Origin of the sequence: Streptomyces sp. NPDC001530 (assembly GCF_042894545.1) — a bacterium.
In the GTDB taxonomy this organism is placed as follows: domain Bacteria; phylum Actinomycetota; class Actinomycetes; order Streptomycetales; family Streptomycetaceae; genus Streptomyces.
The window spans coordinates 304,351-327,209 of sequence record NZ_JBIAVS010000013.1 but is presented as its reverse complement, the minus strand read 5'-3'; the positions used below and the strand labels follow the sequence as shown (position 1 = coordinate 327,209).

The following is a 22,859-nucleotide window of genomic DNA, read 5'->3' as shown; positions in this document are numbered from 1 at the left end:
CATCAACCCCGCCGGCGTCCCCCGATCAACCGTGTTCCATCAGTTCAACTAGCCATTTATGTGCGAGCGATGACGCGAGGTCAGCGACCCATGAACACACAAGATCAGCACGACAGAAGGCGCCCGCGCCTCCGCCTCGGGACCGGGACCCGGCTCCCCCGGCTCATCGCCGCCGCCGGCGCCGCCGCGCTCACCCTCACCGCCGGTCTCGCGACCCCGCTCAACCCGGCACCCCAGCAGGCCCAGGCCAAGGAGGGCAAGAAGGTCCTGACCGTCGCGGTCGCGCAGAGCGTCGACTCGCTGAGCCCGTTCCTTGCGAGTCGCCTGGTCAGTACGAGCATTCACCGGCTCATGTACGAGTACCTGACCAACTACGACCCGGCGGACAACCACGCGATCCCGGGCCTCGCCACCAAGTGGGAACCGTCCGCCGACAAGCTCACCTGGACCTACACGATCCGCTCCAACTCCAAGTGGTCGGACGGTCAGCAGGCCACCGCCGAGGACGCGGCGTGGACGTTCAACAAGATGATGACCGACGAGGGCGCGGCCACGGCCAACGGCAGTTTCGTCGCCAACTTCAAGAAGGTCACGGCCCCCAGCGCCACCAAGCTCGTCATCGAGCTGAAGAAGCCGCAGGCCACGATGGCCGCGCTGGACGTGCCGATCGTGCCCCAGCATGTCTGGGAGAAGGTCCAGGACTTCTCGAAGTTCAACAACGACAAGAACTTCCCGATCGTCGGCAACGGGCCGTTCATCCTCACCGACTACAAGGCCGACAGCTACGTACGTCTGAAGCCCAACAAGGGCTTCTGGCGCGGCGCGCCCAAGTTCGACGAGCTGGTCTTCAAGTACTACAAGGACGGTGACGCGGCCGTCGCGGCCCTGCAGAAGGGCGAGGTGTCGTTCGTCTCCGGCCTGACACCCGCGCAGTCGGCCGCGCTCAGGAGCCAGCAGAACATCAAGGTCAACGACGCCCCGGGCCGCCGTTTCTACGCCCTGGCCACCAACCCGGGCGCCCAGGCCAAGGACGGCAAGCACTTCGGTGACGGCGCCGAGTCGCTGCTCAACCAGAAGGTGCGCCAGGCGCTCTTCATGACGATCGACCGCGAGACCCTCATCGACAAGGTCTTCCAGGGCCACGCCGTCGAGGGCGAGGGCTACATCCCGCCGCGCTTCTCGACGTACTTCTGGAAGCCGTCGGCGAGCCAGCAGCTGTCGTACGACCCGACGAAGGCGGCCCAACTCCTCGACCAGGCGGGCTACAAGAAGAACGGCGACGGCAAGCGCGTCGAGAAGAACGGCAAGCCGATCAACTACCGGATCCTCTGCCACGCCACCGACCCGAACGACAAGGCGGTCGGACAGTACCTGAAGGAGTGGTTCGGCAAGCTCGGTATCGGGGTCACCCTCAACTGCCTGGACAACGTGACCGACCCATGGCTGGCGGGCACGTACGACCTCGCGTTCGACGGCTGGTCCGTCAACCCGGACCCCGACTTCGTCCTGTCCATCCACACCTGCGCGGCCCTGCCCGCGACCGCCAAGGACACCGGCGCGACCGACAACTTCATCTGCGACAAGAAGTACGACGAGCTGTACGACCAGCAGCTCGCCGAGTACGACACCGCCAAGCGGGCGGACATCGTCAAGCAGATGGAGTCGCGGCTGTACGACACCGGGTACATGAACGTCATGGCGTACCCGAACGCGGTCGAGGCCTATCGCACCGACCAGATCAAGTCGATCGAGACGATGCCGAAGGCCGCGGGCAACATCTACGGCCAGGACGGCTACTGGAGCTGGTGGTCGGCGGTTCCGGCCGGCTCCGGTGAGTCCTCCGACGGTTCGAGCTCCACGGGCGTCATCATCGGCATCGTCGCGGGCGTCGTCGTCCTCGCGGGCGCCGGGGTGTTCTTCGCGGTGCGCCGCCGCTCGACGGCCGAGGACCGTGAGTAGCGCACGCATCGGCCCCGTGACCGAAGACCTGGGGGCACCCCATGGACGTACGAACGAATGAGTAGTTCATGACCGCTGAGGCAACACCCTCGCTGGTCGAGGCGACGGGCGGTCCGGCCGAGGCCGGGCCGTCGGTCCGCGGGCCAGCGGCGCGCACCAGGACCGCGTATCTGCGGTATGTGGCGGGCAAGCTGGGCGGCGCGGCCGTCTCGCTGCTCGCCGTCCTCGTCACCAGCTTCTTCCTCTTCCGTCTCATCCCCGGCGACCCGGTCAAGTACATGACGGGCGGCCGCCAGGTCTCCGCAGAGCAACTCGCCAACTACCGCAAGGAGTTCGGGCTCGACCTGCCGATGTGGGAGCAGTTCACCGACTACTGCGGCAAGGCGCTCACCGGGGACCTCGGCACCTCGTACCAGTTCCGGGCCCCCGTCATCGACAAGATCACCGAGGCCCTGCCGAACACGCTGCTCCTCACGGGCACGGCGTTCGTCCTCTACACCGCGCTCGGCATCTTCATCGGCACCCGCTCGGCCTGGCGCAACGGCGGGCTGAGCGACCGGCTCAACACCGGTCTGGCGCTGACGCTCTACTCGATTCCCTCGTTCTGGCTGGGGCTGCTGCTCATCATCGTCTTCTCGGTGGGCATGGGGCCGATCCCCGGTCTCTTCCCGACCGGCGGCATGGAATCGGGGGGCAAGGAGGGCTTCGCGTACGTCATCGATGTCGCCCACCACCTCGTGCTCCCCGTGGTGACGCTGGTCGCCGTCGAGTACGGGCAGACGCTGCTCGTCACCCGCTCGGCGCTGCTGGACGAGATGGGCAGCGACTATCTGACGACGGCCCGGGCGAAGGGTCTGCGGGACGATCTCGTACGCCGTCGCCATGCCGTACCGAACGCGCTGCTGCCGACGGTCACCCTGATCTTCATCAACCTCGGCCGGACGGTCGCCGGTGTGATCCTCGTCGAGACCGTCTTCTCCTGGCCGGGCCTCGGCGGGCTGTTCTACCAGGCGCTCAGCGTGCCTGATCTGCCGCTGGTGCAGGGGCTGTTCTTCGTCTTCGCGGCGGCGGTGATCGTGATGAACACGCTGGCCGATCTGATCTATCCGCTGCTGGATCCACGGGTGGGCCGATGACCGCGACCGAGTCGGACGGGCCGATGACGACCGAATCCACGACGGCCGAGAAGGCCGCGCCCGCGACGGCGAAGAGCCCGCGTGCGCTCGCCTGGCAGCGCCGCCGCCACTCCGCCGCCCGTTTCTGGAAGCGGTACCGCACCCACCGGGCGGGCGTCTTCGGGCTCGCCGCCCTCACCCTCTTCGCGCTCATCGCACTGACCGCGCCACTGACCGTCGGCTCCGACGTGCAGAGCGTGACGAACGCGCCGGGCGATCCGATGGAGAGTCCGAGTACCGAATTCCCGCTGGGCACCGACCAGTTCGGGCGCAATCTGCTCGGGCTCGTGGTGTGGGGCGCGCGCGTCTCCCTGCTGGTCGGGCTGCTCGCCGCCGTGCTGTCCGTCGCGATCGGCGCGCTCATCGGGATCACCGCGGGGCATTTCCGCGGCTGGTACGCCACCGTGATGATGCGGATCACGGACTGGTTCCTGGTCATGCCGACGTTGGTCCTCGCGATCGCCCTGGCGACCGTGATGACCCGCTCGCTCGGCACGATCATCCTGGCGATCGGGGTCACGACCTGGCCGACGACAGCCCGGCTGGTGCGCGCGCAGACCCTCGCGGTCGAGTCGCGGCCGTACATCGAGCGGGCCAGGGCGCTCGGCGGCGGGCACTGGCACATCATGTCCCGCCATGTCCTGCCCAACGTCATGCCGCTGGTGCTGGCACAGACGACCCTGATCATCTCCTCCGCGATCCTCGCCGAGGCGACGCTCGCGTTCCTCGGGCTCGGCGATCCGACGGTGGTGTCGTGGGGCGGGCTGCTCCAGGACGCCCGGGAAGCGGGCGCGGTCAGCGCGGGCAAGTGGTGGTACTTGGTGCCGCCGGGAGTCGCCATCGCGGTGGTCGCGCTGGCGTTCACGCTGTGCGGGCGCGCGGTCGAGTCGGTCCTCAACCCCAAGCTGGGGGTGGCACGTTGACACTCCTGGAGGTCAGGAACCTCGAAGTGACGTACGAGGGCGGAGCCGCCGCCGTACGCGGTGTGGACCTCTCGCTCGACGCCGGCCAGAAGCTCGGCATCGCCGGCGAGTCCGGCTGCGGCAAGTCCACGCTGGCACTCGCGCTGCTGCGGCTGCTGCCCGCGGGCGCGCGTACGAGCGGGGAGATCCTGCTCGACGGTGAGGACGTGCTCACGATGAAGTGGGGGCGGGTGCGGGCGGTCCGCTGGGCCGGCGCCTCGATCGTCTTCCAGGGCGCGATGCACTCCCTCAACGCCGTGCACCGCATCGGCGACCAGATCGCCGAGCCGATCCTGCTGCACAAGAAGGCGACCCCGGCGGGCGCCAGGAAGAAGACCGGCGAGCTGCTCGAACACGTCGGCCTGCCCGCCGCCCGCGCGGACGCCTACCCGCACGAACTCTCCGGGGGCCAGCGCCAACGCGTCATGATCGCCATGGCGCTGGCCTGCGATCCTCAGCTGGTCATCGCCGACGAACCGACCACCGCCCTCGACGTGATGATCCAGGCGCAGATCCTCCGTCTGATCGAACAGCTCGTCAGCGAGCAGGAGCTGGGCCTCGTCATGATCAGTCACGACCTCGCGGTCCTGGCCGACACCTGCGACCGGCTCGCGGTGATGTACGCGGGCCGCATCGTCGAGGAGGGCCCCGCCCAGCAGGTGTACGAGGATGCCCAACACCCTTATGGCAAGGCCCTGTCGGCCGCCTTCCCGCGCATCGGCGACACGGCGTCGCGGTTCGCGCCGCGCGGGCTGCCGGGCGACCCGCCGGATCCGTCGGCGCTGCCGTCCGGCTGCACCTTCCATCCCCGGTGTCCGGTGGCGCTGGAGTCGTGTGTGACGCAGGACCAGTCGCTGCGGGACGCGGGAGCGGAACGGTGGGCGGCCTGTGTGCACGTAGGGGCCCCGGTCCCGGACGCGAGGAGCACCGTATGACGACACCACCGCTCCTGAGCGCCGAGGGACTGCACATCGCCTTCCCCGGCCGCCACGGCGCCGCCCGGGCCCGTGCCGTGGACGGCGTCGACCTCGACATCCGGCCGGGCGAAATCGTCGCGCTGGTCGGCGAGTCGGGCTGCGGCAAGACGACGCTCGCCCGCTCCCTCCTCGGTCTCGTCCCGCCGACCGGCGGCCGCGTCGCCTTCGACGGCAAGCCGCTCGACTACTCCTCACGCGCGCTGAAGGCGTACCGCAAGCGCGTCCAGCTGGTCCTCCAGGACCCCAGCGGCTCGCTCAACCCCCGGCACACGGTGTACGACGCGGTGGCCGAGGGCCTGCGCATCCACAGGTACGTCGGCGACGAGCGGGCGGCGGTCGCCGAGGCCCTCTCCCGCGCCGGACTCCGCCCGCCGGAGCGCTTCTTCCTTCGCTACCCGCACGAGCTGTCCGGCGGCCAGCGCCAGCGCGTCGTCATCGCGGGCGCGCTCGTCCTGGAGCCCGAACTCATCGTCGCCGACGAGCCGGTGGCCTCCCTCGACGCATCGGTACGCGGCGAGATCCTCGCCCTGCTCCTCCGTCTGCGCACCGAACTCGGCCTGTCCGCCTTGGTGGTGACGCACGACCTGGGCCTGGCCTGGAACATCGCCGACCGTGTGGCGGTGATGTACCTCGGCCGGATCGTGGAGACGGGCGAGGTCGAACAGGTCCTCACGACACCCCAACACCCGTACACCCAAGCCCTGTTGTCCGTCCTCCCCGAGGCACCGGGCGATCCGGTCGTGCTGACCGGCGAACCTCCGGACCCCTCCCGCATCCCGTCCGGCTGCCGCTTCCACGCCCGCTGCCAGATCCTCGCGAGCGGGGAGGCGGAGCGGGCGGGCGTCGCGGACGCATGCCGAAGCCAGGACCTGGAGGTGCTCGGCGGGGGCGGCGGGACGCAGGTGGCGTGCCACTGGGCACGAGCACAGGTCGCTACGTGATGGGGGCGCCCGGTGCCGTCACCAGCACCGGGCGCCCCCATCCGCGTATGCACCGCGCGCCCCCATCCGCGTAGACACCGGGCACCCATCCGCGGATTCCGGGCGCGCCATCCGCGTACGGGGAGCTACTCCCCCTCGTACGCCTCGATCAGCTCGCGGCAGCGCTTGACGTCCTCGGCCATGGTTTCCAGCAGCGCCTCGATGGAGTCGAACTTGGCCATGCCGCGGACGTAGGCGAGGAAGTCGACGGCGACGTGCAGCCCGTACAGGTCGAGGCCGAGGCGGTCGATGGCGTACGCCTCGACGGTGCGCTCGGTGCCGTCGAACTGCGGGTTCGTGCCGACGGAGATCGCGGCGGGCATGGCCTCGCCCTCGACGTGCAGCCAGCCGGCGTAGACGCCGTCCGCGGGGATGGCGGTGTGCGGAAGGGTCTCGACGTTCGCCGTCGGGAAGCCGAGCTCGCGGCCGCGCTGGGCACCGCGGACGACGATGCCCTCGACGCGGTGCGGACGCCCGAGGATCTCGCGCGCGCCCTCGACATCGCCCTCGGCGACGAGCCGCCGGGTGAGGGTCGAGGAGAAGGGCTCGCCGCCGCCCGCCGCACCCGTCACATACAGATCGACGACCTCGACCTCGAAGTCGTACGTCTCGCCCTGCTCACGCAGGAAGTCGACATTGCCCGCGGCCCTGTGGCCGAAGCGGAAGTTCGGGCCCTCGACGACGGCCTTGGCGTGCAGCTTGTCGACGAGGACCTTGACGACGAAGTCGGCGGGAGACAGCTTCGAGAACTCGGTGGTGAAGGGCAGGATGAGCAGCGCGTCCACGCCCAGCTCGGCCATCAGTTCGGCGCGGCGGTGGTGCGGGGCGAGCAGCGGGGGGTGGCTGCCGGGGCGCACGACCTCGCTCGGGTGCGGGTCGAAGGTGACGACGACGGAGGGCACGCCCAGCTCCCGGGCGCGATCCACGGCATGCCGGATGATCAGCTGGTGCCCGCGGTGCACCCCGTCGTAGGAACCGATGGTGACGACGCTGCGCCCCCAGTCCTCGGGGATGTCCTCCAAGCCACGCCAGCGCTGCACTGTGACCGCTCCTTGTCGAATCCGAACTCGAACCCGTGTCCGTGATTGCCTCATTCGCAGCTCTAAGGGTGCCATGCCGCGTGCGCTCGGCTTGCATCGGCATCGAGCTGTGACGCATCCCGCACAGGCTGGGGCGCGGAGTCAGGCGGGGACCCGCACCTCCGCCAGGCTCTCGATCATGCGGCGGGTGCTCGGGCCGACCACACCGGCCCACTCTTCGGGGGCACCGGCCAGCCAGCGGGCCACCAGGGCGGCGAAGCCGGGGACGTGGCGGGCCAGTTCGACGAGACCGCGGTCGAAGCCGGTCGCTCCGGCCGGGGTGCGGACGAGGAGGAGGCCCGTGCGGTGCACCAGCTCGCGGGTGGGCTCCTCGCCCCAGCGGTCCGCGCCGTCCGCGGCGGCCTTGAGGAGGGTGTCGAGGACGGCCGGGTCGCGCTCGAGCGCGAGCAGCAGATCCAACAGCTCGCGCCGCAGCGGGCGCGAGGCGCGACTGCCCGGCGCCGCCAGAACGGCCGCGAGCGCCGCCCGCACCGGCGCGGGGCAGCCCTCCAGCAGACCGCTGACCAGTGGAAAGAGCACCGCGCGTGCGGGCGGCCCGTACTCGAGGCGCCGGTCCACATACGCGGCCACGTGCGCGGCGGCCTCCGGGCGCAGCTCCACGACCTCCCGCACCATCGCGGCGACACGGCGGGCCAGGGCGGGCGTGGTGACGTCGGCGAGGGTGCGCAGTAGCTCGCCCGTGTCGGGGCCGGGCCGCCACAGCCGGGCCCGGAAGGCGGCGAGCACCGGGTCCGGGTGTGTGGTGAGCGCGGCGACCAGAGCGCTTGCAGGCAGCTGGGCGTCGCCGGCCATGAAGCGCTGCAAGGCCTGCGGCAGGTACCGGGCCCGCGTCCACGGATCCCGTACGAGGATTCCGAGCGCTCCGGCGTGCAGTGTGCAGTCGGCGGGGCGGGCCAGCACGGCGAGCGCCGCGTAACGCAGCAGCTCCCGGTCGGCCTCCGTCCGCACGAACGGCGCGGCCCGCAGGCCGTAGGCCACCGCGGCCACCCGCCGCGCCGGCCGCTCGTCGTGCGCCCACCGGTCCACCGCCCGGCACACGGCCGACGGCTCCTCCTCGGCGAGTACGGCGAGCAGCTCGTCGCCGCGCCGATGCGCACTGTCGACCAGCGCCTCCGCCAGATCGTCCAGCGCCCGCCGCCGATGCGCGTACAGCAAGGCCTGCGCGGCGGTCGCCACGGTCGCGTGCGGCGTCGCGGGAAGGGGGCGCTCGTCGTAGAACCAGCGGGTGAGGTGAAACTGCGCGGCGGCCGGGCCGGCGGCAAGGAGACGGGCCACGGCGTCCAGATAACGGGGGTTGGTGGGGGTGGCGGCGTGTTGTCCGGTGCGGAGAGGGGATGCTGCTCCGGCACGGAGAGGAGCCGCTGCTTCGGTGTCGTGGGGGCTCTCTGCTCCCGTACGGCGTGGGTCCGCTGCTTCGGTACGGACAGGGGCCGCTGCTTCGGTAGCGGGGGGGTCCGCTGCCTCGGTACGGAGAGGAGCCGCTGCTCCGGCACCGAAGGCGTCCGCTGCTCCCGTACAGAGAGGAGCCACTGCTCTCGTACGGTGTGGGTCGGCGCCGGGGGCCGCAGCCCCACCCGGGGTACGGCGTTCGGGGACCCTGGGCAGACCGGCGCCGGCGGTCTCGTCCTCCGCGTCCGCCGCGCGCCGGGCCTCGTCCGCGACGACCAGGCGCCTCAGCAGGTCGAACCGTTCGGCCTCCGGCAGGCGCACCGTCTCCCAGAAGGACGGCCCGAACTCCCCCGGGACGGCCCTGCCTTCCTCCCGCCATCTCACGATCCGCTCGGCGAGCAGCCGCAGCACACCGACGTACGGCGTCGCGTCGGGCACGCGCAGCAGGACGTCCGCGCAGAGGTGGGTGGCCCACCAGGCGCGGTCGCCGAGCGGGCCCGGCGCCTTGGGCAGCAGGTCGTCCGCGGCATGGACCAGGTCCTCCAGACGGAGGGCGAGCTCGGCGGTGCCCTGTTGACGGGCCAGGAGGAGCAGGGCCTCGACGACGGGTCCGATGCTGTGACGGGGGACGGGGAGAGTGCGTGCCGCGGACGACGTGGACGCGGATCGGGACCACCGGGCCCGCCGACGACGCGAGGCCGCGGCCCCAGCCGCCGCGCCCCAGACTGGTGGCGACGACTTTCCCGCGGCCGCCGCAGACGCCCATGCCGCCCCCGTGGGCGGTGGCTCGGCGGCGCCCTGCGGCCGGGCCGACGCGTGTCGGGCTCGCTCCTGCCCCGACGGAACCGCCCGCCTCCGGTGGACCAAGGCGTGCAGGGCCGCGTCCAGGTCCAGATGGATGCCCTGGATCCAGTCGGCGAGTTCCTCGTGGGCGAAGCGGTAGCCGTTGCCGGCGGGGACGAGGAGTCCCTCGGTGAGGACGGCGGACGCCCAGCCGCTGGTGCCCGCGAGGCCGCGGCGCGGAGCGGGGCCCCAAGGGAAGACGGCTTCGAAGGACGCGCGGTCCAGCTCGCCCTGCCCGGGGCCCAGACAGCGCCGCGCGGCCTCGTGCACCTGGCCCGAGACCTGGGCGGCGAGCCGCCGTACGGCGTTGCCGCGCAGCCCGTTCGCCGCGGCGAGCCGGACCGCGACGCGCAGGCACATCAGGTCCAGGTACGCGGCGAAGACGTCGTCGCGGTCGAGCCGCCCTGCGGGAGCGTCCGGCAGCGCGGCCCACACCTCGGCGAGCAGCCGCAGGGTCAGGGGGTGCCGCGCGTCGGCCTCCGCCAGCGCGTCCTCGGGGATCCCGGCGCGCGACCGGGCCCGCCGGGCCTCTCCCTCGCTCAGGTCTCCCAGCCGCACACACGCCGGCAGCTCACCGCCCGTCCCGTGCAGCAACTCCCCCGGAAACTCCGCCCCCGCCTGCTCCCAGTACTCGGGCCGGCACCCGACGACGAGCCGTGCCCCGGTCTCCCGCAGCCACTCGGCCGTCCCCGCGGTCCACTCGGGGAGCCGGTGGGCAAGGGCGGGCGGCATCTCCTCGGGACCGTCGAGCAGGAGCAGCAGCGGCCGCCCCGCGTCTCGCGCCACCCGCGCCAACCGCTCCGGCCCGATGTCGCCCAGCTCACCGTCGTACCTGCCCGGAGGCAGCACATCGGAGGGCGTGGAGCCCGCGGTCTCCGCGTCCCCCTCCCCCGCTCCCGTGCCCACGCCCGCGTCCCGCGAGGCCGCCACGATCCGTCCCGCCCGCTCCAACGCCCGCGTCGCCCCGTCCGCCACGGAGGTGTCCGTGTCGAGGAGGTCGGCGCCGCGCAGCCACAGGGTGGGCGCCGGTTCGGCGCCGCGGGTGCGGCGGGCGGCGAGGGCCGCCAGTTCCGTCGTACGGCCGCTGCCGGGTGGGCCGACGAGCCCGAGCACGGCGGCCGGGCCGTCCTCGAAGGCGCCGAACTCCCCGACGACACGGGCCCGTTCGACCGGTCCGGACGGCGCGCCGCCGGATCCCACCGACGTCGTCGATCCCGGCCCGTCCGACCCCACCGAGGTCGCGGTGAGCGCCAGGACCCCCGCCAGATTCAGATCGGCCCCGTACGCGGGCACCGTCGCCGCATTGCGCGCCAGCAAGTCGTCGAGCGGCCCCGCCACACCCCGCAGGGGGACGGCGAACCCCGCTGCCCGGTGTCCGACAAGGGTCTCCCCTGCCTGATCGCGGCCGACAGCCTGAGGGAGCAGCGCGGTGCCGAGCACCCCCAGCACCGCCCCGGTCGAGGCGTCGAGGACCGGCCCGCCGGCCGCGCCACCGCCCAGCCGGAGCGCGTCCGCGCCTGCCGTGCCGATCGCCAACTCCAAGACGTCGCCCAGGAGATGGAAGCGGTCGGTCGCCGTGTACCTCACGTCGGACGTGCCGAGCACCCGCGCCTCGCGCCAGCCGCCCGCGGCGATCCGGACGTACGTGCCGGTCGCGACCCGGTCCCGCCCGGTGACGGGGAGCGGGTCGAGGCCGAGACCTTCGGTGCGTACGAGAGCCAGATCGGCGTCGGGCAGCGGCGTGACAGCGTCGGCGGTCACCACGCACGTGCGGTCGCCGGAGGCGTGCAGGACGAGGCAGGCCAGGCCGTCGACGGCTTCGTGGCTGGTGATCAACGTGCCGTGGTGGTCGGCGACGAAGCCCGTGCCGCGCGGGCGTCCCGCCAGGTCGCTGACGCGTACCAGAGCCTCGTCCCGTGTGTCCCGTGTGTCCCGGGTATCGTCGGTCGCCTGTCGGCCCCCGGTCCGCGGGCCCCGTCCCGCCATGGTCGAACCTCCCCGCCGTACTCCTGTTTCCGACGGTAGGCGCGAGGTGATCAGCGGGACAGATCGCGTGGCGAACGCGCCCCCTTCCACTCCCTCGGTTCACTCCGAGCGCCTGCACGAAGGGGTGAATTGGCGAGGACGGATGGATACACCCTTGGGTGGGGGAACCGAGGGGGGACCGTGGAGCGGCGGGCACGAAACCCCGTGATCGCCGCTCCACGGGCGAGGAGCTCCTCAGGAGCGGTCGGCGTCAGGCCCTCAGCCGAACACGGCCAGGCTCTTCGCCTTCCCCTTCTGCTCCTCCACCAGCGCCAGGAAGCGCCCCTCGGGGTCGAAGACCGCCACGGCGCCTCTGCCCGCGTACTCCTCGGGCATCTCCAGGCGTACGCCGTTGAGCAGCAGCCGCGCCCGCTTGGCATCCACGTCCCAGCGGGGGAACGCGGCCGCGGCGGCCTCGGCGATCGGCATCACGGTCAGCTCCTCCTGGAGCTGGTCGAGGGTGCGCGCGGAGTCGAGCTTGTACGGGCCGACGCGGGTGCGGCGCAGCGCGGTGAGATGACCGCCGACACCGAGGTCCGCGCCCAAGTCACGGGCGAGCGCCCGGATGTACGTCCCGGAGGAACAGACCACGGAGACGACCAGGTCCAGGACGGGCGTGCCGTCCTCGGCGACCGCGTCACGGATGTCGTACACCGCGAACGACGAGATGGTCACCGGACGGGCCGGGATCTCGAAGTCCTCGCCCTCGCGCGCCCGCTTGTACGAGCGCACTCCGTCGATCTTGATGGCGCTGACCTTGGACGGCACCTGCATGATGGCGCCGGTCAGCTTGGCGATCCCGGCATCGATGGCGTCGCGCTTCACGCCGGAGGCGTCGGTGGACGACGTGATGTCGCCCTCCGCGTCGTCCGTCAGCGTGTTCTGGCCGAGCCGGATCGTGCCGAGGTACTCCTTCTCGGTGAGCGCGAGGTGCCCGAGGAGCTTGGTCGCCTTCTCGACGCCGAGGACGAGCACGCCCGTGGCCATGGGGTCGAGGGTGCCGGCGTGTCCGACGCGGCGGGTCCTGGCGATCCCGCGCATCTTGGCGACCACGTCGTGCGAAGTGAAGCCCGACGGCTTGTCGACAATGACAAGCCCGTCGGGCGTCCGGTGCTTCTGGGTCATTCGGCGGCGTCGCCCGTCTCGTCCTCGTCGCCCGGCTTCTTGTACGGGTCCGCGTCACCGGCGAAGGTGGCGCCCGCCGAGACCTCGCGCACCTTCGCGTCCGAGGCGCGCGCCTTGTCGAGCAGGTCGTCGATGGTCTTGGCGGTGTCCGGCAGGGCGTCCGCCACAAAGGTCAGGGTCGGCGTGAACTTCACGCCCGCCGCCGCACCGACCGCGGAGCGAAGCACGCCCTTGGCGCTCTCCAGGCCGGCGGCCGTAGCCGCCCGCTCCTCGTCGTCCCCGTACACCGTGTAGAAGACGGTCGCCTCCCGGAGGTCCCCGGTGACCCGGGTGTCCGTGATGGTCACATGCGAACCGAGCCGCGGGTCCTTGATCCCGCGCTGCAGCTTCTGGGCCACCACCTCTCGGATGAGGTCCGCCAGCCTCTTCGCCCGCGCGTTGTCGGCCACTGGTCCGTCTCCTTCTTCACCTTGCTTGTTTCGTCAATCTTCGTCTGTGTGGAGTCTGCGCCGCACCGAGAGCAGCTCCACCTCCGGTCGTGCCGCGACGAGCCGTTCACACCGGTTCAGTACGTCGGTGAGGTGCTCGGTGTCTCCGGAGACCACCGCGAGGCCGATCTCGGCCCTGCGGTGAAGGTCCTGATTGCCCGTCTCCGCCACGCTCACCGCGTACTTCCGCTGAAGTTCGGCCACGATCGGCCGGACGAGAGAGCGTTTCTCCTTGAGCGAGCGAACGTCGCCGAGGAGCAGATCGAAGGACAGTGTCCCCACATACATGTGTAACCGGATGTCCCGCCGGTACGGGATAGATGGCCTGCCAAGGCACTTGGCAGGGACATCAGAACCGTACAACGAAGGGTCGGGGGCGCTCGACCGTGTTTTCGCCCCCTGCGCCCCTACCCGTCCCATCCTTGCGGGGCTCCGCCCCGGGCCTCGGGCTGCGGGCCGGTGAGGGGCTTGTCGCGCGGTTCCCCGCACCCCTGAAAGGGGCGCGGGGAACCGCGCAGACGGCAAGCTGGCCGGCGGTGACTTCTCACCGCCGGCCAGCTCGAACAACCGCGTTACGCCCGCGGCTTCTCGCGCATCTCGTACGTCGCGATGACGTCGTCGACCTTGATGTCGTTGAAGTTTCCGAGGTTGATACCACCCTCGAAGCCTTCGCGGATCTCGGTGACGTCGTCCTTGAAGCGACGCAGACCGGAGATGGTGAGGTTCTCCGCGATGACCTTGCCGTCGCGGACGAGGCGCGCCTTCGTGTTGCGCTTGACCTCGCCCGAGCGGACCAGGACACCGGCGATGTTGCCCAGCTTGGACGACTTGAAGACCTCGCGGATCTCCGCCGTGCCGAGCTCGACCTCCTCGTACTCCGGCTTGAGCATGCCCTTGAGGGCCGCCTCGATCTCCTCGATGGCCTGGTAGATCACCGAGTAGTACCGGACGTCGACGCCCTCGCGCTCCGCCATCTGCGCCGCGCGGCCCGCAGCGCGGACGTTGAAGCCGATGACGATGGCGTCGGAGCCGGTCGCCAGGTCGATGTCCGACTCGGTGACCGCACCCACACCGCGGTGCAGGACACGGATGTCGACCTCGTCGCCGACGTCGAGCTGGAGCAGCGAGGACTCGAGAGCCTCCACCGAACCGGACGCGTCGCCCTTGATGATGAGGTTGAGTTCCTGCACCAGACCGGCCTTGAGGGCCTCGTCCAGGTTCTCCAGGGAGAACCGGACACCCCGGCGGGCGAAGTTGGCGTTGCGCTCGCGCGCCGCGCGCTTCTCGGCGATCTGACGCGCCGTGCGGTCCTCGTCGACAACCAGGAAGTTGTCGCCGGCGCCCGGGACGTTGGTGAGACCGAGGACGAGGACCGGGGTCGAGGGACCCGCCTCTTCCACGTTCTCGCCCTTGTCGTCGAGCATCGCGCGGACACGGCCGTACGCGTCACCGACCACCATGGTGTCGCCGACCCGCAGGGTGCCTCGCTGGACCAGGACGGTCGCGACGGCGCCGCGGCCACGGTCGAGGTGGGACTCGATCGCGATGCCCTGCGCGTCCTGCTCCGGGTTGGCCCGCAGGTCGAGCGAGGCGTCCGCGGTCAGGACCACGGCCTCGAGCAGCTGGTCGATGTTCAGACCCTGCTTGGCGGAGATGTCGACGAACATCGTGTCGCCGCCGTACTCCTCGGCCACCAGACCGAACTCGGTGAGCTGACCGCGCACCTTCGTCGGGTCGGCGCCCTCGACGTCGATCTTGTTGACCGCGACCACGATCGGCACGTCGGCCGCCTTGGCGTGGTTCAGCGCCTCGATCGTCTGGGGCATCACACCGTCGTTGGCCGCCACCACGAGGATCGCGATGTCGGTCGACTTCGCACCACGGGCACGCATGGCGGTGAACGCCTCGTGACCCGGGGTGTCGATGAAGGTGATCCTGCGCTGCTCGTCGTTGACCTCGGTAGCGACCTGGTACGCGCCGATGTGCTGCGTGATACCGCCGGCCTCGCCCGCGACGACGTTCGTCTTGCGGATGGTGTCCAGCAGTCGGGTCTTACCGTGGTCGACGTGACCCATGACGGTCACGACCGGCGGACGCGGCATGAGGAATTCCTCGCCGCCCTCGTCCTCGCCGAACTCGATGTCGAAGGACTCGAGCAGCTCGCGGTCCTCCTCCTCCGGGCTGACGATCTCGAGGACGTAGTTCATCTCGTCCGCGAGCAGCTGGAGGGTCTCGTCGGAGACGGACTGCGTGGCAGTGACCATCTCGCCGAGGTTCATCATCACGGCGACGAGCGACGCCGGGTTGGCGTTGATCTTCTCCGCGAAGTCGGTGAGGGACGCACCGCGCGACAGGCGGACGGACTGTCCGTTGCCGCGAGGCAGCATCACGCCGCCGACGGACGGGGCCTGCATGGCCTCGTACTCCTGGCGCCTCTGCCGCTTCGACTTGCGACCACGACGCGCGGGACCACCGGGACGACCGAACGCACCCTGCGTGCCACCACGGCCACCGGGACCACCCGGACGACCGCCGAAGCCGGGACGGCCACCGCCGCCACCGCCCGGACCACCGGGACGACCGGCGAAGCCGCCGCCACCGCCACCGGGACCACCGGGACGACCCGCGAAGCCGCCACCGCCGCCGCCACCGGGACGACCGGCGAAGCCGCCGCCGCCCGGACGACCGCCACCACCGGGACCGGCGGGACGACCGCCGCCACCGGGACCACGGCCACCGGGGCCACCGCCACCGGGGCGCGGGCCCGCAGCGGGACGCTGCGGCATCATGCCGGGGTTCGGACGGTTACCGCCGGGACCACCGGGGCCGCCGCCGGGACGCGGAGCCTGCGGACGGGGCATGCCGCCCGGAGTGGGACGGGCACCGCCCGGACCGCCCTGGGGACGCGGAGCGCCACCGGGACCGCCCTGCGGACGGGGACCACCCTGACCCGCGCCCTGCGGACGCGGACCGCCGGGGGCGCCTGCGCCGCCGTGGCCGCCGGGGCCAGGACGTGCACCGCCCGGACGGGGCGCCTGCGGGCGCGCCATGCCGGTGGAGCCACCAGAGGTGAACGGGTTGTTGCCCGGACGCGGGCCGGCCGGACGAGCGCCCGGACGCGGAGCCTGGCCGCCGGGACGCGGGGCGCCCTGACGGTCGCCGCGCTCGGGACGGTCGCCACGACCCTGGCCGGGACCGGCCGGACGGGAACCGGGACGCGGGGCCTGGCCACCGGGGCGCGGGGCGCCCGGACGGGGACCTGCGGCGGGAGCCGCGGGAGCCGACGGGGGCGCGGTGAACTCGGCCGCGACCGGAGCCGGAGCCGCCGGAGCGGGCTTCGGTGCGGGCTTGGGACCCGGGGTCGGGCGCGGGCCCGGAGCAGCCGGAGTGACCGGCGCAGCCGCGGGCTTCTCGGCCGCGGCCGGCTTCGGGGCCGGCGGGCGCGGGGCAGCCGGACGGGCGGCCTGCGCGGGAGAGGGGGCTGCCGGCTTGGCCGGGGCAGCCTTACGACCGGGGGCGGGCTTGCCGCCGCCGTTGCCCTGCTGGAGGGCGTCAGTCAGTTTGCGTACAACGGGCGCCTCGATCGTCGAGGACGCCGAACGGACGAATTCACCGAGCTCTTGGAGCTTGGCCATGACGACCTTGCTCTCAACCCCGAACTCCTTGGCGAGTTCGTATACCCGGACCTTAGCCACTTCGCTCCTTTTAGGTCCGGGTTGCGTCCGGACCGTCGCTACTTCATGGGCGTACTCATCGCGTGCTCATCGAGTGCTCATCGCAATCTCGACCTACTTCCAACTCGCGGGGTACCAGGGCCGCACGGGGGTTCCGTACGACGCGTCTTACGGTGTTGCCTGCTCGACGTAGAGGCGCAACGCCGCTGTGTCGAGCGGTCCCGGGGCACGCAGCGCCCGTGGGAACGCCCGGCGGCGGACCGCCAGGTCGAGACAGACCAGGGCGGGGTGCACATACGCACCCCGGCCGGGCAGCGTACCGCGATGATCGGGGACGCATTCGCCCTCGACCGCCACGATGCGCAGCAAGTCCTTCTTGGCCGCTCGCTCCCGGCATCCCACACAGGTGCGCTCAGGGCATGCGCGGGCTCGCGTCCGGCCAGACACTCTTAAGTCTACCTCCCCGCACCGACCTCACCCCTTTGGGGCAAGAATCGAACGGTTGCTTCACGTGGATCTGTCGTGATCTGAGCCACCTGCGGCTTGGATCTATTCCCGCCCTACTCGGCGGGCTGCTCGGTGTCCGGACGGATGTCGATCCGCCAGCCGGTCAGCCGGGCCGCGAGACGGGCATTCTGCCCTTCCTTCCCGATCGCCAGCGACAGCTGGTAGTCGGGGACGGTGACGCGCGCGGAGCGGGCCGCGAGGTCGACGACCTCGACCTTGGAGACACGGGCCGGGGAGAGCGCGTTCGCGACCATCTCGGCCGGGTCGTCCGACCAGTCGACGATGTCGATCTTCTCGCCGTTGAGCTCGGCCATGACATTGCGCACGCGCCCGCCCATGGGGCCGATGCAGGCGCCCTTGGCGTTCAGCCCGGACCGCGTGGACCGAACGGCGATCTTCGTACGGTGGCCGGCCTCGCGGGCGATGGCGGCGATCTCGACGGACCCGTCGGCGATCTCCGGCACTTCGAGCGCGAAGAGCTTCTTCACCAGATTGGGATGCGTACGGGAGAGGGTCACGGACGGACCGCGGACACCCTTCGCCACCCGAACGACGTACGAGCGCAGCCGCAGGCCGTGCTCGTAGTTCTCGCCGGGGACCTGCTCCTGCACCGGCAGGATGGCTTCCAGCTTGCCGATGTCGACGAGCACGTTCTTCGGGTCGCGCCCCTGCTGGACCACACCGGTGACGATGTCTCCCTCACGTCCGGCGTACTCGCCGAGCGTGGCGTCGTCCTCGGCGTCGCGCAGGCGCTGCAGGATGACCTGCTTGGCGGTGGTCGCGGCGATGCGGCCGAAGCCGGACGGGGTGTCGTCGAACTCGCGCGCCTCCTGCCCCTCCTCCAGGTCCTCGGGGTCCTCCTTCGCCCACACGGTCACATGGCCGGTCTCCCGGTTGAGCTCCACGCGCGCGTGGCGGCGGCTTCCCTCGGTGCGGTGGTAGGCGATGAGGAGGGCCGCCTCGATCGCCTCGACCAGCAGGTCGAAGGAGATCTCCTTCTCCCGTACCAAGCCCCGCAGGGCACTCATGTCGATGTCCACGGCTACGCCTCCTCTGCGTTCTCTTCGTTCTTGTTCTTACGGCTGAACTCGACCTGGACGCGTGCCTTGGCGATGTCCTCGAAGGCGAGCCGCTTGGCGGTGGGCTTGCGCCCCTTCACGCCGGGCACCTCGACATCGACTCCGGCGTCATCGACCGTCAGGACGCGGGCGACCAGCTCCCCGTCCTCGGCAAGCTGGAACTTCACCAGGCGGTCGGTGGCGCGTACGTAGTGGCGGTGTTCCTTGAGCTCGCGCTCGGCACCAGGGGTTCCGACCTCGAGGGTGTACTCGCCCTCGCCCATCGCGTCCGTCTCGTCGAGCTTCGCCGAGAGCGCGCGGCTCACATCGGCGATGGCGTCCAGATCGGCACCTTCGTCGGAGTCGACGACGACGCGCAGCACACGCTTGCGTCCGACCGAGTCCACTTCGACCTCTTCGAGATCGAGTCCCTGAGAGCTGACGAGCGGTTCCAGCAGTTCTCGCAGCCTCTCGCTCTGGGTGGTGCTCATCCGGGTGACTCCTCGGCCGCGTGTGCTGTTGTGGGTAGGTCGCGTGTCAGGTCAAAGGGTATCCGGTCGCGGGGGGTGTTGCCGTCCATCGGGGCGGGGCGGGGGTGGGGTACGTCTTTCGCCCCCGCCGCCCCTACCCGTCCCATACCCGGGGCTCCGCCCCGGACCCCCGCCAGGGGCGCTACCCCTGAACCCCGGCGGTGGCTGCGCCCCCTGCATCCCTGCCCGGGGCTCCGCCCCCGGTCCCCGCCGGGGCTCTGCCCCTGGACCCCGAGGGCTTCGTCTCTGAGCCAGCTGGGGCTCTGCCCCAGACCCCGCCAAGGGTCTCTGCCCTGTGGACCCCCGTTCGCTCTTTCTGCGGCTGCCGCAACCTTTCCGCCCCGGGGGGCAATCTTCAGCCCGTCCGGCGTTTGAGGACGAGCACGAAGCGCGATACGGGGGTCTGGGGGCGGAGCCCCCAGGGGGGCGGAGCCCCCAGGGGGGCGGAGGGGGCGAAAAACTGATCGGAGAGCGGCGCGGGAGAGGGCTGGTGGGTGATTGGGCGGGGCGCGGGTACCGTGATCACGGGCGCATCGCCCTCCCTTTCGTACGAGCCCTCCGAGGACGTCTGTCGTGCCGTTCACCCTGCCGTCGCGCACCCCGCCGGGCCCGCGCCGAAGGAGCCTGCTCGCGTCAGCCGCGGGTGCCCTCGTCCTCACGGGGTGTTCGACCCCCGAGTCGTCCACCGACACGACGGGCGGCAGCCCCTCCGCCGCGGACCGGGCACGCGCGCGTGCCGCCCGCGACAGCCAGACGCTGGCGGGGCGCTACACCGCCGTGATCGCCGCGCATCCGGCACTGGCGGAGCGGATCCGCCCGCTGCGGGCGGAGGTCGTACGGCATGCGGAGGCATTCGGGGGTGCCGTCGGCCGACCGGGGGCGACCCCCTCGGCCACGGCCTCGGCCTCCCCCTCGACCTCTGCCTCCGCACCCCCGAGCGCCTCCCCCGCCGTATCCGCCAGCCCCAAGGACGCCCTCAGCGACCTCGCCTCCGCCGAACGCACCCTCGCGGACGAGCGCACGAAGGCCCTGCTGGAGGTCCCGGGAGAGCTGGCCAGGCTGCTGGCCTCGGTGGCGGCGGCCGGAGCCGCGCACGCCTTCTTGCTGACGCAGGGGACGGAGGGGACGAAGTGAGCGGGATGAGTAAGGAAGCCACGGGCATCAACAGCACCGGGCGAGCCGAGCGAGCCAAGGAAGCCGAGCTCAAAGCCCTGCAGGCCGCGCTCGGCGCCGAGCACGCCGTCGTCTACGGCTACGGCGTCGTCGGCGGCCAGATCGGCGAGGCCCGGCGGAGCGAGGCGCTGGCGGCGTACGACGCCCATCGGGCGCGCCGCGACGAGCTGGTGCGTGCCGTGCGGGACCTGGGCGGCAAGCCCGAGGCCGCTGCCGCGGCGTACGCGCTGCCGTTCGCGGTGAAGGACTCCGCCACGGCGGTGCGGCTCGCGGCCGAGCTGGAGGAACGCGTGGCCGGGGTGTACTCCGACCTGGTCCGCGCGTCCACGGGCGACCAGCGGCGCACGGCCGCCGAGGCGCTGCGGGAGGCGGCCGTGCGCGCGGTGCGCTGGCGCGGCGGGAGCGTAGCCTTCCCTGGTCTCGCCGAGCGGGCGGCCACCGCGTCCGCGCCGGCACCCTCGCAGACATAACGCGACCAGGAAGGGAACAACTCGCGCATGGCTTTCGAACCGCCGCAGCGCCTCGTACGGGCGCTCGGCGAGATGCAGCGCAACGGCACCGACGGGACCGGCGACTGGCTCGACAAGCTGCCCGAGCTGGCCCAAGAGGCCGTTGATCTACGCGAGTTGACCGTGGAGCGGGTGCAGGCGCCGGGCGGGCGCAGCAGCCTGGTCGTGCTGGTGCGGCGGATCGACGGGACGCCCGCCGTGCTGAAGCTGGCGCCCGAACGAGCCCGTCCGGAGAGCGAGCGGGCCGCGCTCGCCCACTGGGACGGACGGGGCGCGGTCCGCCTCCTCAATCCCGGCGATACGCACGGGGTACTGCTGCTGGAGCGGTTGCATCCCGACCTGTCCGTGCGCTCGCTGCCGGAGGCGAAGGCCCTGCTGGAGGCGGCCGGGACACTGCGCCGGCTGTGGGTCGAGCCGCCCGCGGCCCATGTCTTCGAGACCGTGGCCGAACGGACCGGGCGACAGGCGGAGGCGATGCGGGCGGCGGCGAGCGCCGACACCGAGGTCGCGGCCCTGGTGGACGCCGCGCTCGCGGCCCGCGACGAACTGCTCGCCGCCCCGCCCGAGGAACGGCTGCTGCACGGCACCTTCCGGCAGAGCAAGGTGCTCGCCGGTGAGCGCATGCCCTGGCTGGCTGTGGGCCCCGACCCCGTGGTCGGCGAGTGCGCCTTCGACCTGGCCCGGCTGGTCCGCGACCGGGTGGAGGACCTGATCGCGTCTCCTTCGGGGTCGTCGATCACGCGCCGACGGGTGAAGCGCCTCGCCGAGTCCCTGGACGTGGACCAGGAACGGCTGCGGGGCTGGACCCTGTTCCGGGCGGTCGAGTCGGGTGTCCGGGCGCGGCGGGTCGGGCGCCCGCAGGACGCGGAGCTGCTGCTGGAGTTCGCCGGCTGGCTCTAACATCCGCTTCCTGAACTCCGGCCGCTATCCCGCGAGTTCGAGGGCCAGGGCTGGGACTCGGCCACGGCTCTGCGGGCGCGTTTCAGGGTCGTACGACGGAGGGGGCCCTGGTCGAACAGGGGGTAGCCCCATTCGTCGAGCGCGATGTGCTCGGGGAGCAGTTCCGCGCAGAGGCCGTGTCCCTGGCAGGCGGTCCAGTCGACGTCGAGTCGCGTCCTACGGTCGGGGAGCAGCGTCTCTGATCAGCTAAGTGATCCCATACCAGACGTAGTGTCTGGCAACGGGATTGCCCACCGTGGAGGAGTCGCGTGGGCGTGCAGGTGGAAGCCCGCGCCCAGCGCTGCCGATGGCGGTGATGGTGCCGTCCTCGTGGAGCCGGGCGGCCTCTGCGGACAGCAGGGTGTTCAGGCCCCAGTCCACGCCCAGCGCGACCGTATGACCGCTCCGCCGCGTCTTCGGGACAGCATGTGTGTAGGCGAGGTCCGCCCGCACCTTGCCCTGGTGGAGACGCAGGGTGGGCAGGTGCAGCACCGCACTGGCGGGGATCGTCGGCGGCAACATGATCGGGCAGGCCACCCATGTCCAGTCCGCGTAGGACCGCGGATCGGGACGGCTGGGCAGCTGCACACGCAGCAGCGCCCTGCCTGGATCGTCGGCTCGTTCGATGGTGGCCTCCTGCCCGTCGCAGGCGGACAACGGCAGCATCCGCGCTGCGCGGGGCGCGGCCTCCACCTCGAACCCATCGACCGGCATCCGGCCATGCTTGTTGACAAAGGCGGCGATCTGCCGGGTACGGGACGTGATGACGCTGGACGGCAAAGACCGCCCGCCAGGCGCCGCCTCACGCACCGCGTCCCATTCTTGCGGGGTGCGCTTGGCTGGATCGGCAGGCCAGGTCGCGATGACTGCGGCGGTGAGGTCGGCACGCCACTTCGACGAGCGCAGCGTGCGCCCGGCCGTCTCCTGGGCCATCCGCACGATGCGGTCATTGACGCGGACGCCTCCGCCCGGACCGACGGTCCAGCCCAGGCGGCGCAGCGCCATCCAGGCGTTCGACGGCAGCCTCCGCCCGCCCGCGTCCTCACCGGAAGCCAGTACGTCCACGTCGGTGGTGTTCCAGTGCGTGCCCAGCAGGTCGGCGGCCATGCCGGACACCAGATCCACGGCCCAGCCCACCCGCTCCGCCAGCACAGCGGCGGGCAGGACTTCGCCCGTCTTCTCCTCCACACCTGTACGCAGCAGGCCACGGGCACAGGCGGTGCGGGCAGTCTCGCCCTCGCAGAGCGGCAGTTTCCGGCTCACCGATTCCCCCCTCCGCCCGTGATGCCGTCATCTGATAAACGACACGCCTCACGGAAGGTCACGCATTCGATGCTCGCACTCGCATACAGCTTCGGCACCGGCCACAGGGCGTGACGCCGAGAGACAGCGAATCACCGCGGATACCCGATGAACTCCGAGAGCCTGAGAGAAGTCCCTGAGGCG

At 71.7% G+C, this 22,859-nt stretch carries 19 protein-coding genes; 8 read left to right on the top strand and 11 right to left on the bottom strand.

From position 1 onward, the window contains the following. The first annotated feature begins 90 nt into the window (after positions 1 to 90). From ACFY0T_RS27725 to ACFY0T_RS27705, 5 genes are all read left to right on the top strand, one after another. On the top strand, positions 91 to 1,959 hold the full coding sequence (locus ACFY0T_RS27725) for an ABC transporter substrate-binding protein (protein WP_388875922.1): 1,869 nt from the start codon (positions 91 to 93) through the stop codon (positions 1,957 to 1,959). Positions 1,960 to 2,027: 68 nt separating this feature from the next. Next, a complete protein-coding gene (locus ACFY0T_RS27720; protein ID WP_388875919.1) occupies positions 2,028 to 3,095 on the top strand; it encodes an ABC transporter permease in 1,068 nt (355 codons plus the stop codon). Positions 3,096 to 3,118: 23 nt separating this feature from the next. Further along, the gene (locus ACFY0T_RS27715; RefSeq protein WP_388875993.1) at positions 3,119 to 4,057 is read left to right on the top strand and encodes an ABC transporter permease; all 939 of its coding nucleotides are present in this window, start codon (positions 3,119 to 3,121) and stop codon (positions 4,055 to 4,057) included. Beyond that, on the top strand, positions 4,054 to 5,031 hold the full coding sequence (locus ACFY0T_RS27710; RefSeq protein ID WP_388875916.1) for an ABC transporter ATP-binding protein: 978 nt from the start codon (positions 4,054 to 4,056) through the stop codon (positions 5,029 to 5,031). The genes ACFY0T_RS27715 and ACFY0T_RS27710 overlap by 4 nt, the downstream gene beginning before the upstream one ends. Further along, positions 5,028 to 6,014, top strand: coding sequence for an ABC transporter ATP-binding protein (locus tag ACFY0T_RS27705; RefSeq protein WP_388875913.1), 987 nt, complete (start codon positions 5,028 to 5,030; stop codon positions 6,012 to 6,014). The genes ACFY0T_RS27710 and ACFY0T_RS27705 overlap by 4 nt, the downstream gene beginning before the upstream one ends. A 125-nt stretch (positions 6,015 to 6,139) precedes the next feature. Here the strand turns inward: ACFY0T_RS27705 and ACFY0T_RS27700 are convergent, their stop codons facing one another. The 9 genes from ACFY0T_RS27700 to rimP all read right to left on the bottom strand — a co-directional run bounded on the left by ACFY0T_RS27700 (position 6,140) and on the right by rimP (position 18,753). Further along, positions 6,140 to 7,093, bottom strand: coding sequence for a bifunctional riboflavin kinase/FAD synthetase (locus ACFY0T_RS27700; RefSeq protein WP_388875910.1), 954 nt, complete (start codon positions 7,091 to 7,093; stop codon positions 6,140 to 6,142). A gap of 141 nt (positions 7,094 to 7,234) precedes the next feature. Further along, the gene (locus ACFY0T_RS27695) at positions 7,235 to 11,371 is read right to left on the bottom strand and encodes a trypsin-like peptidase domain-containing protein (RefSeq protein ID WP_388875907.1); all 4,137 of its coding nucleotides are present in this window, start codon (positions 11,369 to 11,371) and stop codon (positions 7,235 to 7,237) included. 258 nt (positions 11,372 to 11,629) lie between these two features. Beyond that, a complete protein-coding gene (truB, locus tag ACFY0T_RS27690; protein ID WP_388875905.1) occupies positions 11,630 to 12,535 on the bottom strand; it encodes a tRNA pseudouridine(55) synthase TruB in 906 nt (301 codons plus the stop codon). After that, positions 12,532 to 12,984: a 30S ribosome-binding factor RbfA gene (rbfA, locus tag ACFY0T_RS27685; protein WP_388875902.1), complete on the bottom strand. Its 453-nt coding sequence runs from the start codon at positions 12,982 to 12,984 to the stop codon at positions 12,532 to 12,534. Before rbfA ends, truB begins: the two co-directional genes overlap by 4 nt. 33 nt (positions 12,985 to 13,017) lie before the next feature. Next, positions 13,018 to 13,311 (bottom strand): DUF503 domain-containing protein, encoded by a 294-nt coding sequence (locus ACFY0T_RS27680; RefSeq protein WP_388875899.1) that lies wholly within the window; start codon positions 13,309 to 13,311, stop codon positions 13,018 to 13,020. A 284-nt stretch (positions 13,312 to 13,595) separates the two neighbouring features. Continuing rightward, the gene (gene infB, locus ACFY0T_RS27675) at positions 13,596 to 16,718 is read right to left on the bottom strand and encodes a translation initiation factor IF-2 (RefSeq protein ID WP_388875896.1); all 3,123 of its coding nucleotides are present in this window, start codon (positions 16,716 to 16,718) and stop codon (positions 13,596 to 13,598) included. Between the two features lie 147 nt (positions 16,719 to 16,865). Next, positions 16,866 to 17,144: a YlxR family protein gene (locus ACFY0T_RS27670; RefSeq protein WP_388875893.1), complete on the bottom strand. Its 279-nt coding sequence runs from the start codon at positions 17,142 to 17,144 to the stop codon at positions 16,866 to 16,868. Between the two features lie 113 nt (positions 17,145 to 17,257). Then, positions 17,258 to 18,244 (bottom strand): transcription termination factor NusA, encoded by a 987-nt coding sequence (gene nusA / locus ACFY0T_RS27665; protein WP_388875890.1) that lies wholly within the window; start codon positions 18,242 to 18,244, stop codon positions 17,258 to 17,260. 2 nt (positions 18,245 to 18,246) lie between these two features. Next, a complete protein-coding gene (gene rimP / locus ACFY0T_RS27660; RefSeq protein ID WP_388875887.1) occupies positions 18,247 to 18,753 on the bottom strand; it encodes a ribosome maturation factor RimP in 507 nt (168 codons plus the stop codon). A gap of 612 nt (positions 18,754 to 19,365) precedes the next feature. Here rimP and ACFY0T_RS27655 point away from each other — a divergent pair. From ACFY0T_RS27655 to ACFY0T_RS27645, 3 genes are read left to right on the top strand one after another with little or no spacing between them, the layout of a single operon-like run. Continuing rightward, positions 19,366 to 19,926: a hypothetical protein gene (locus ACFY0T_RS27655; protein WP_388875885.1), complete on the top strand. Its 561-nt coding sequence runs from the start codon at positions 19,366 to 19,368 to the stop codon at positions 19,924 to 19,926. A 5-nt stretch (positions 19,927 to 19,931) separates the two neighbouring features. Further along, positions 19,932 to 20,435, top strand: a complete 504-nt coding sequence (locus ACFY0T_RS27650; protein WP_388875882.1) for a ferritin-like domain-containing protein — start codon at positions 19,932 to 19,934, stop codon at positions 20,433 to 20,435. Positions 20,436 to 20,462: 27 nt separating this feature from the next. Then, entirely contained in the window at positions 20,463 to 21,374 is a 912-nt protein-coding gene (locus ACFY0T_RS27645; protein ID WP_388875879.1) for an aminoglycoside phosphotransferase family protein, read from the top strand. On the opposite strand, the gene ACFY0T_RS27640 is transcribed toward ACFY0T_RS27645, so the two are convergent. Together ACFY0T_RS27640 and ACFY0T_RS27635 are read right to left on the bottom strand one after the other, a co-directional pair. Next, positions 21,371 to 21,520 (bottom strand): hypothetical protein, encoded by a 150-nt coding sequence (locus tag ACFY0T_RS27640; RefSeq protein ID WP_388875990.1) that lies wholly within the window; start codon positions 21,518 to 21,520, stop codon positions 21,371 to 21,373. The two genes, ACFY0T_RS27645 and ACFY0T_RS27640, sit on opposite strands and share 4 nt — an antisense overlap. Before the next feature lie 100 nt (positions 21,521 to 21,620). Then, a complete protein-coding gene (locus ACFY0T_RS27635) occupies positions 21,621 to 22,676 on the bottom strand; it encodes a hypothetical protein (protein ID WP_388875876.1) in 1,056 nt (351 codons plus the stop codon). Positions 22,677 to 22,859 lie beyond the last annotated feature (183 nt).

Excerpts from the sequence above, each read along its gene's own strand:
- ACFY0T_RS27725 (WP_388875922.1), top strand. The coding sequence starts at position 91 with ATGAACACACAAGATCAGCACGACAGAAGGCGCCCGCGCCTCCGCCTC.
- ACFY0T_RS27705 (WP_388875913.1), top strand. The coding sequence starts at position 5,028 with ATGACGACACCACCGCTCCTGAGCGCCGAGGGACTGCACATCGCCTTC.
- ACFY0T_RS27720 (WP_388875919.1), top strand. The coding sequence starts at position 2,028 with ATGACCGCTGAGGCAACACCCTCGCTGGTCGAGGCGACGGGCGGTCCG.
- ACFY0T_RS27645 (WP_388875879.1), top strand. The coding sequence starts at position 20,463 with ATGGCTTTCGAACCGCCGCAGCGCCTCGTACGGGCGCTCGGCGAGATG.
- ACFY0T_RS27715 (WP_388875993.1), top strand. The coding sequence starts at position 3,119 with ATGACGACCGAATCCACGACGGCCGAGAAGGCCGCGCCCGCGACGGCG.
- ACFY0T_RS27695 (WP_388875907.1), bottom strand. The coding sequence starts at position 11,371 with ATGGCGGGACGGGGCCCGCGGACCGGGGGCCGACAGGCGACCGACGAT.
- ACFY0T_RS27650 (WP_388875882.1), top strand. The coding sequence starts at position 19,932 with ATGAGTAAGGAAGCCACGGGCATCAACAGCACCGGGCGAGCCGAGCGA.
- truB (WP_388875905.1), bottom strand. The coding sequence starts at position 12,535 with ATGACCCAGAAGCACCGGACGCCCGACGGGCTTGTCATTGTCGACAAG.
- rimP (WP_388875887.1), bottom strand. The coding sequence starts at position 18,753 with ATGAGCACCACCCAGAGCGAGAGGCTGCGAGAACTGCTGGAACCGCTC.
- ACFY0T_RS27680 (WP_388875899.1), bottom strand. The coding sequence starts at position 13,311 with ATGTATGTGGGGACACTGTCCTTCGATCTGCTCCTCGGCGACGTTCGC.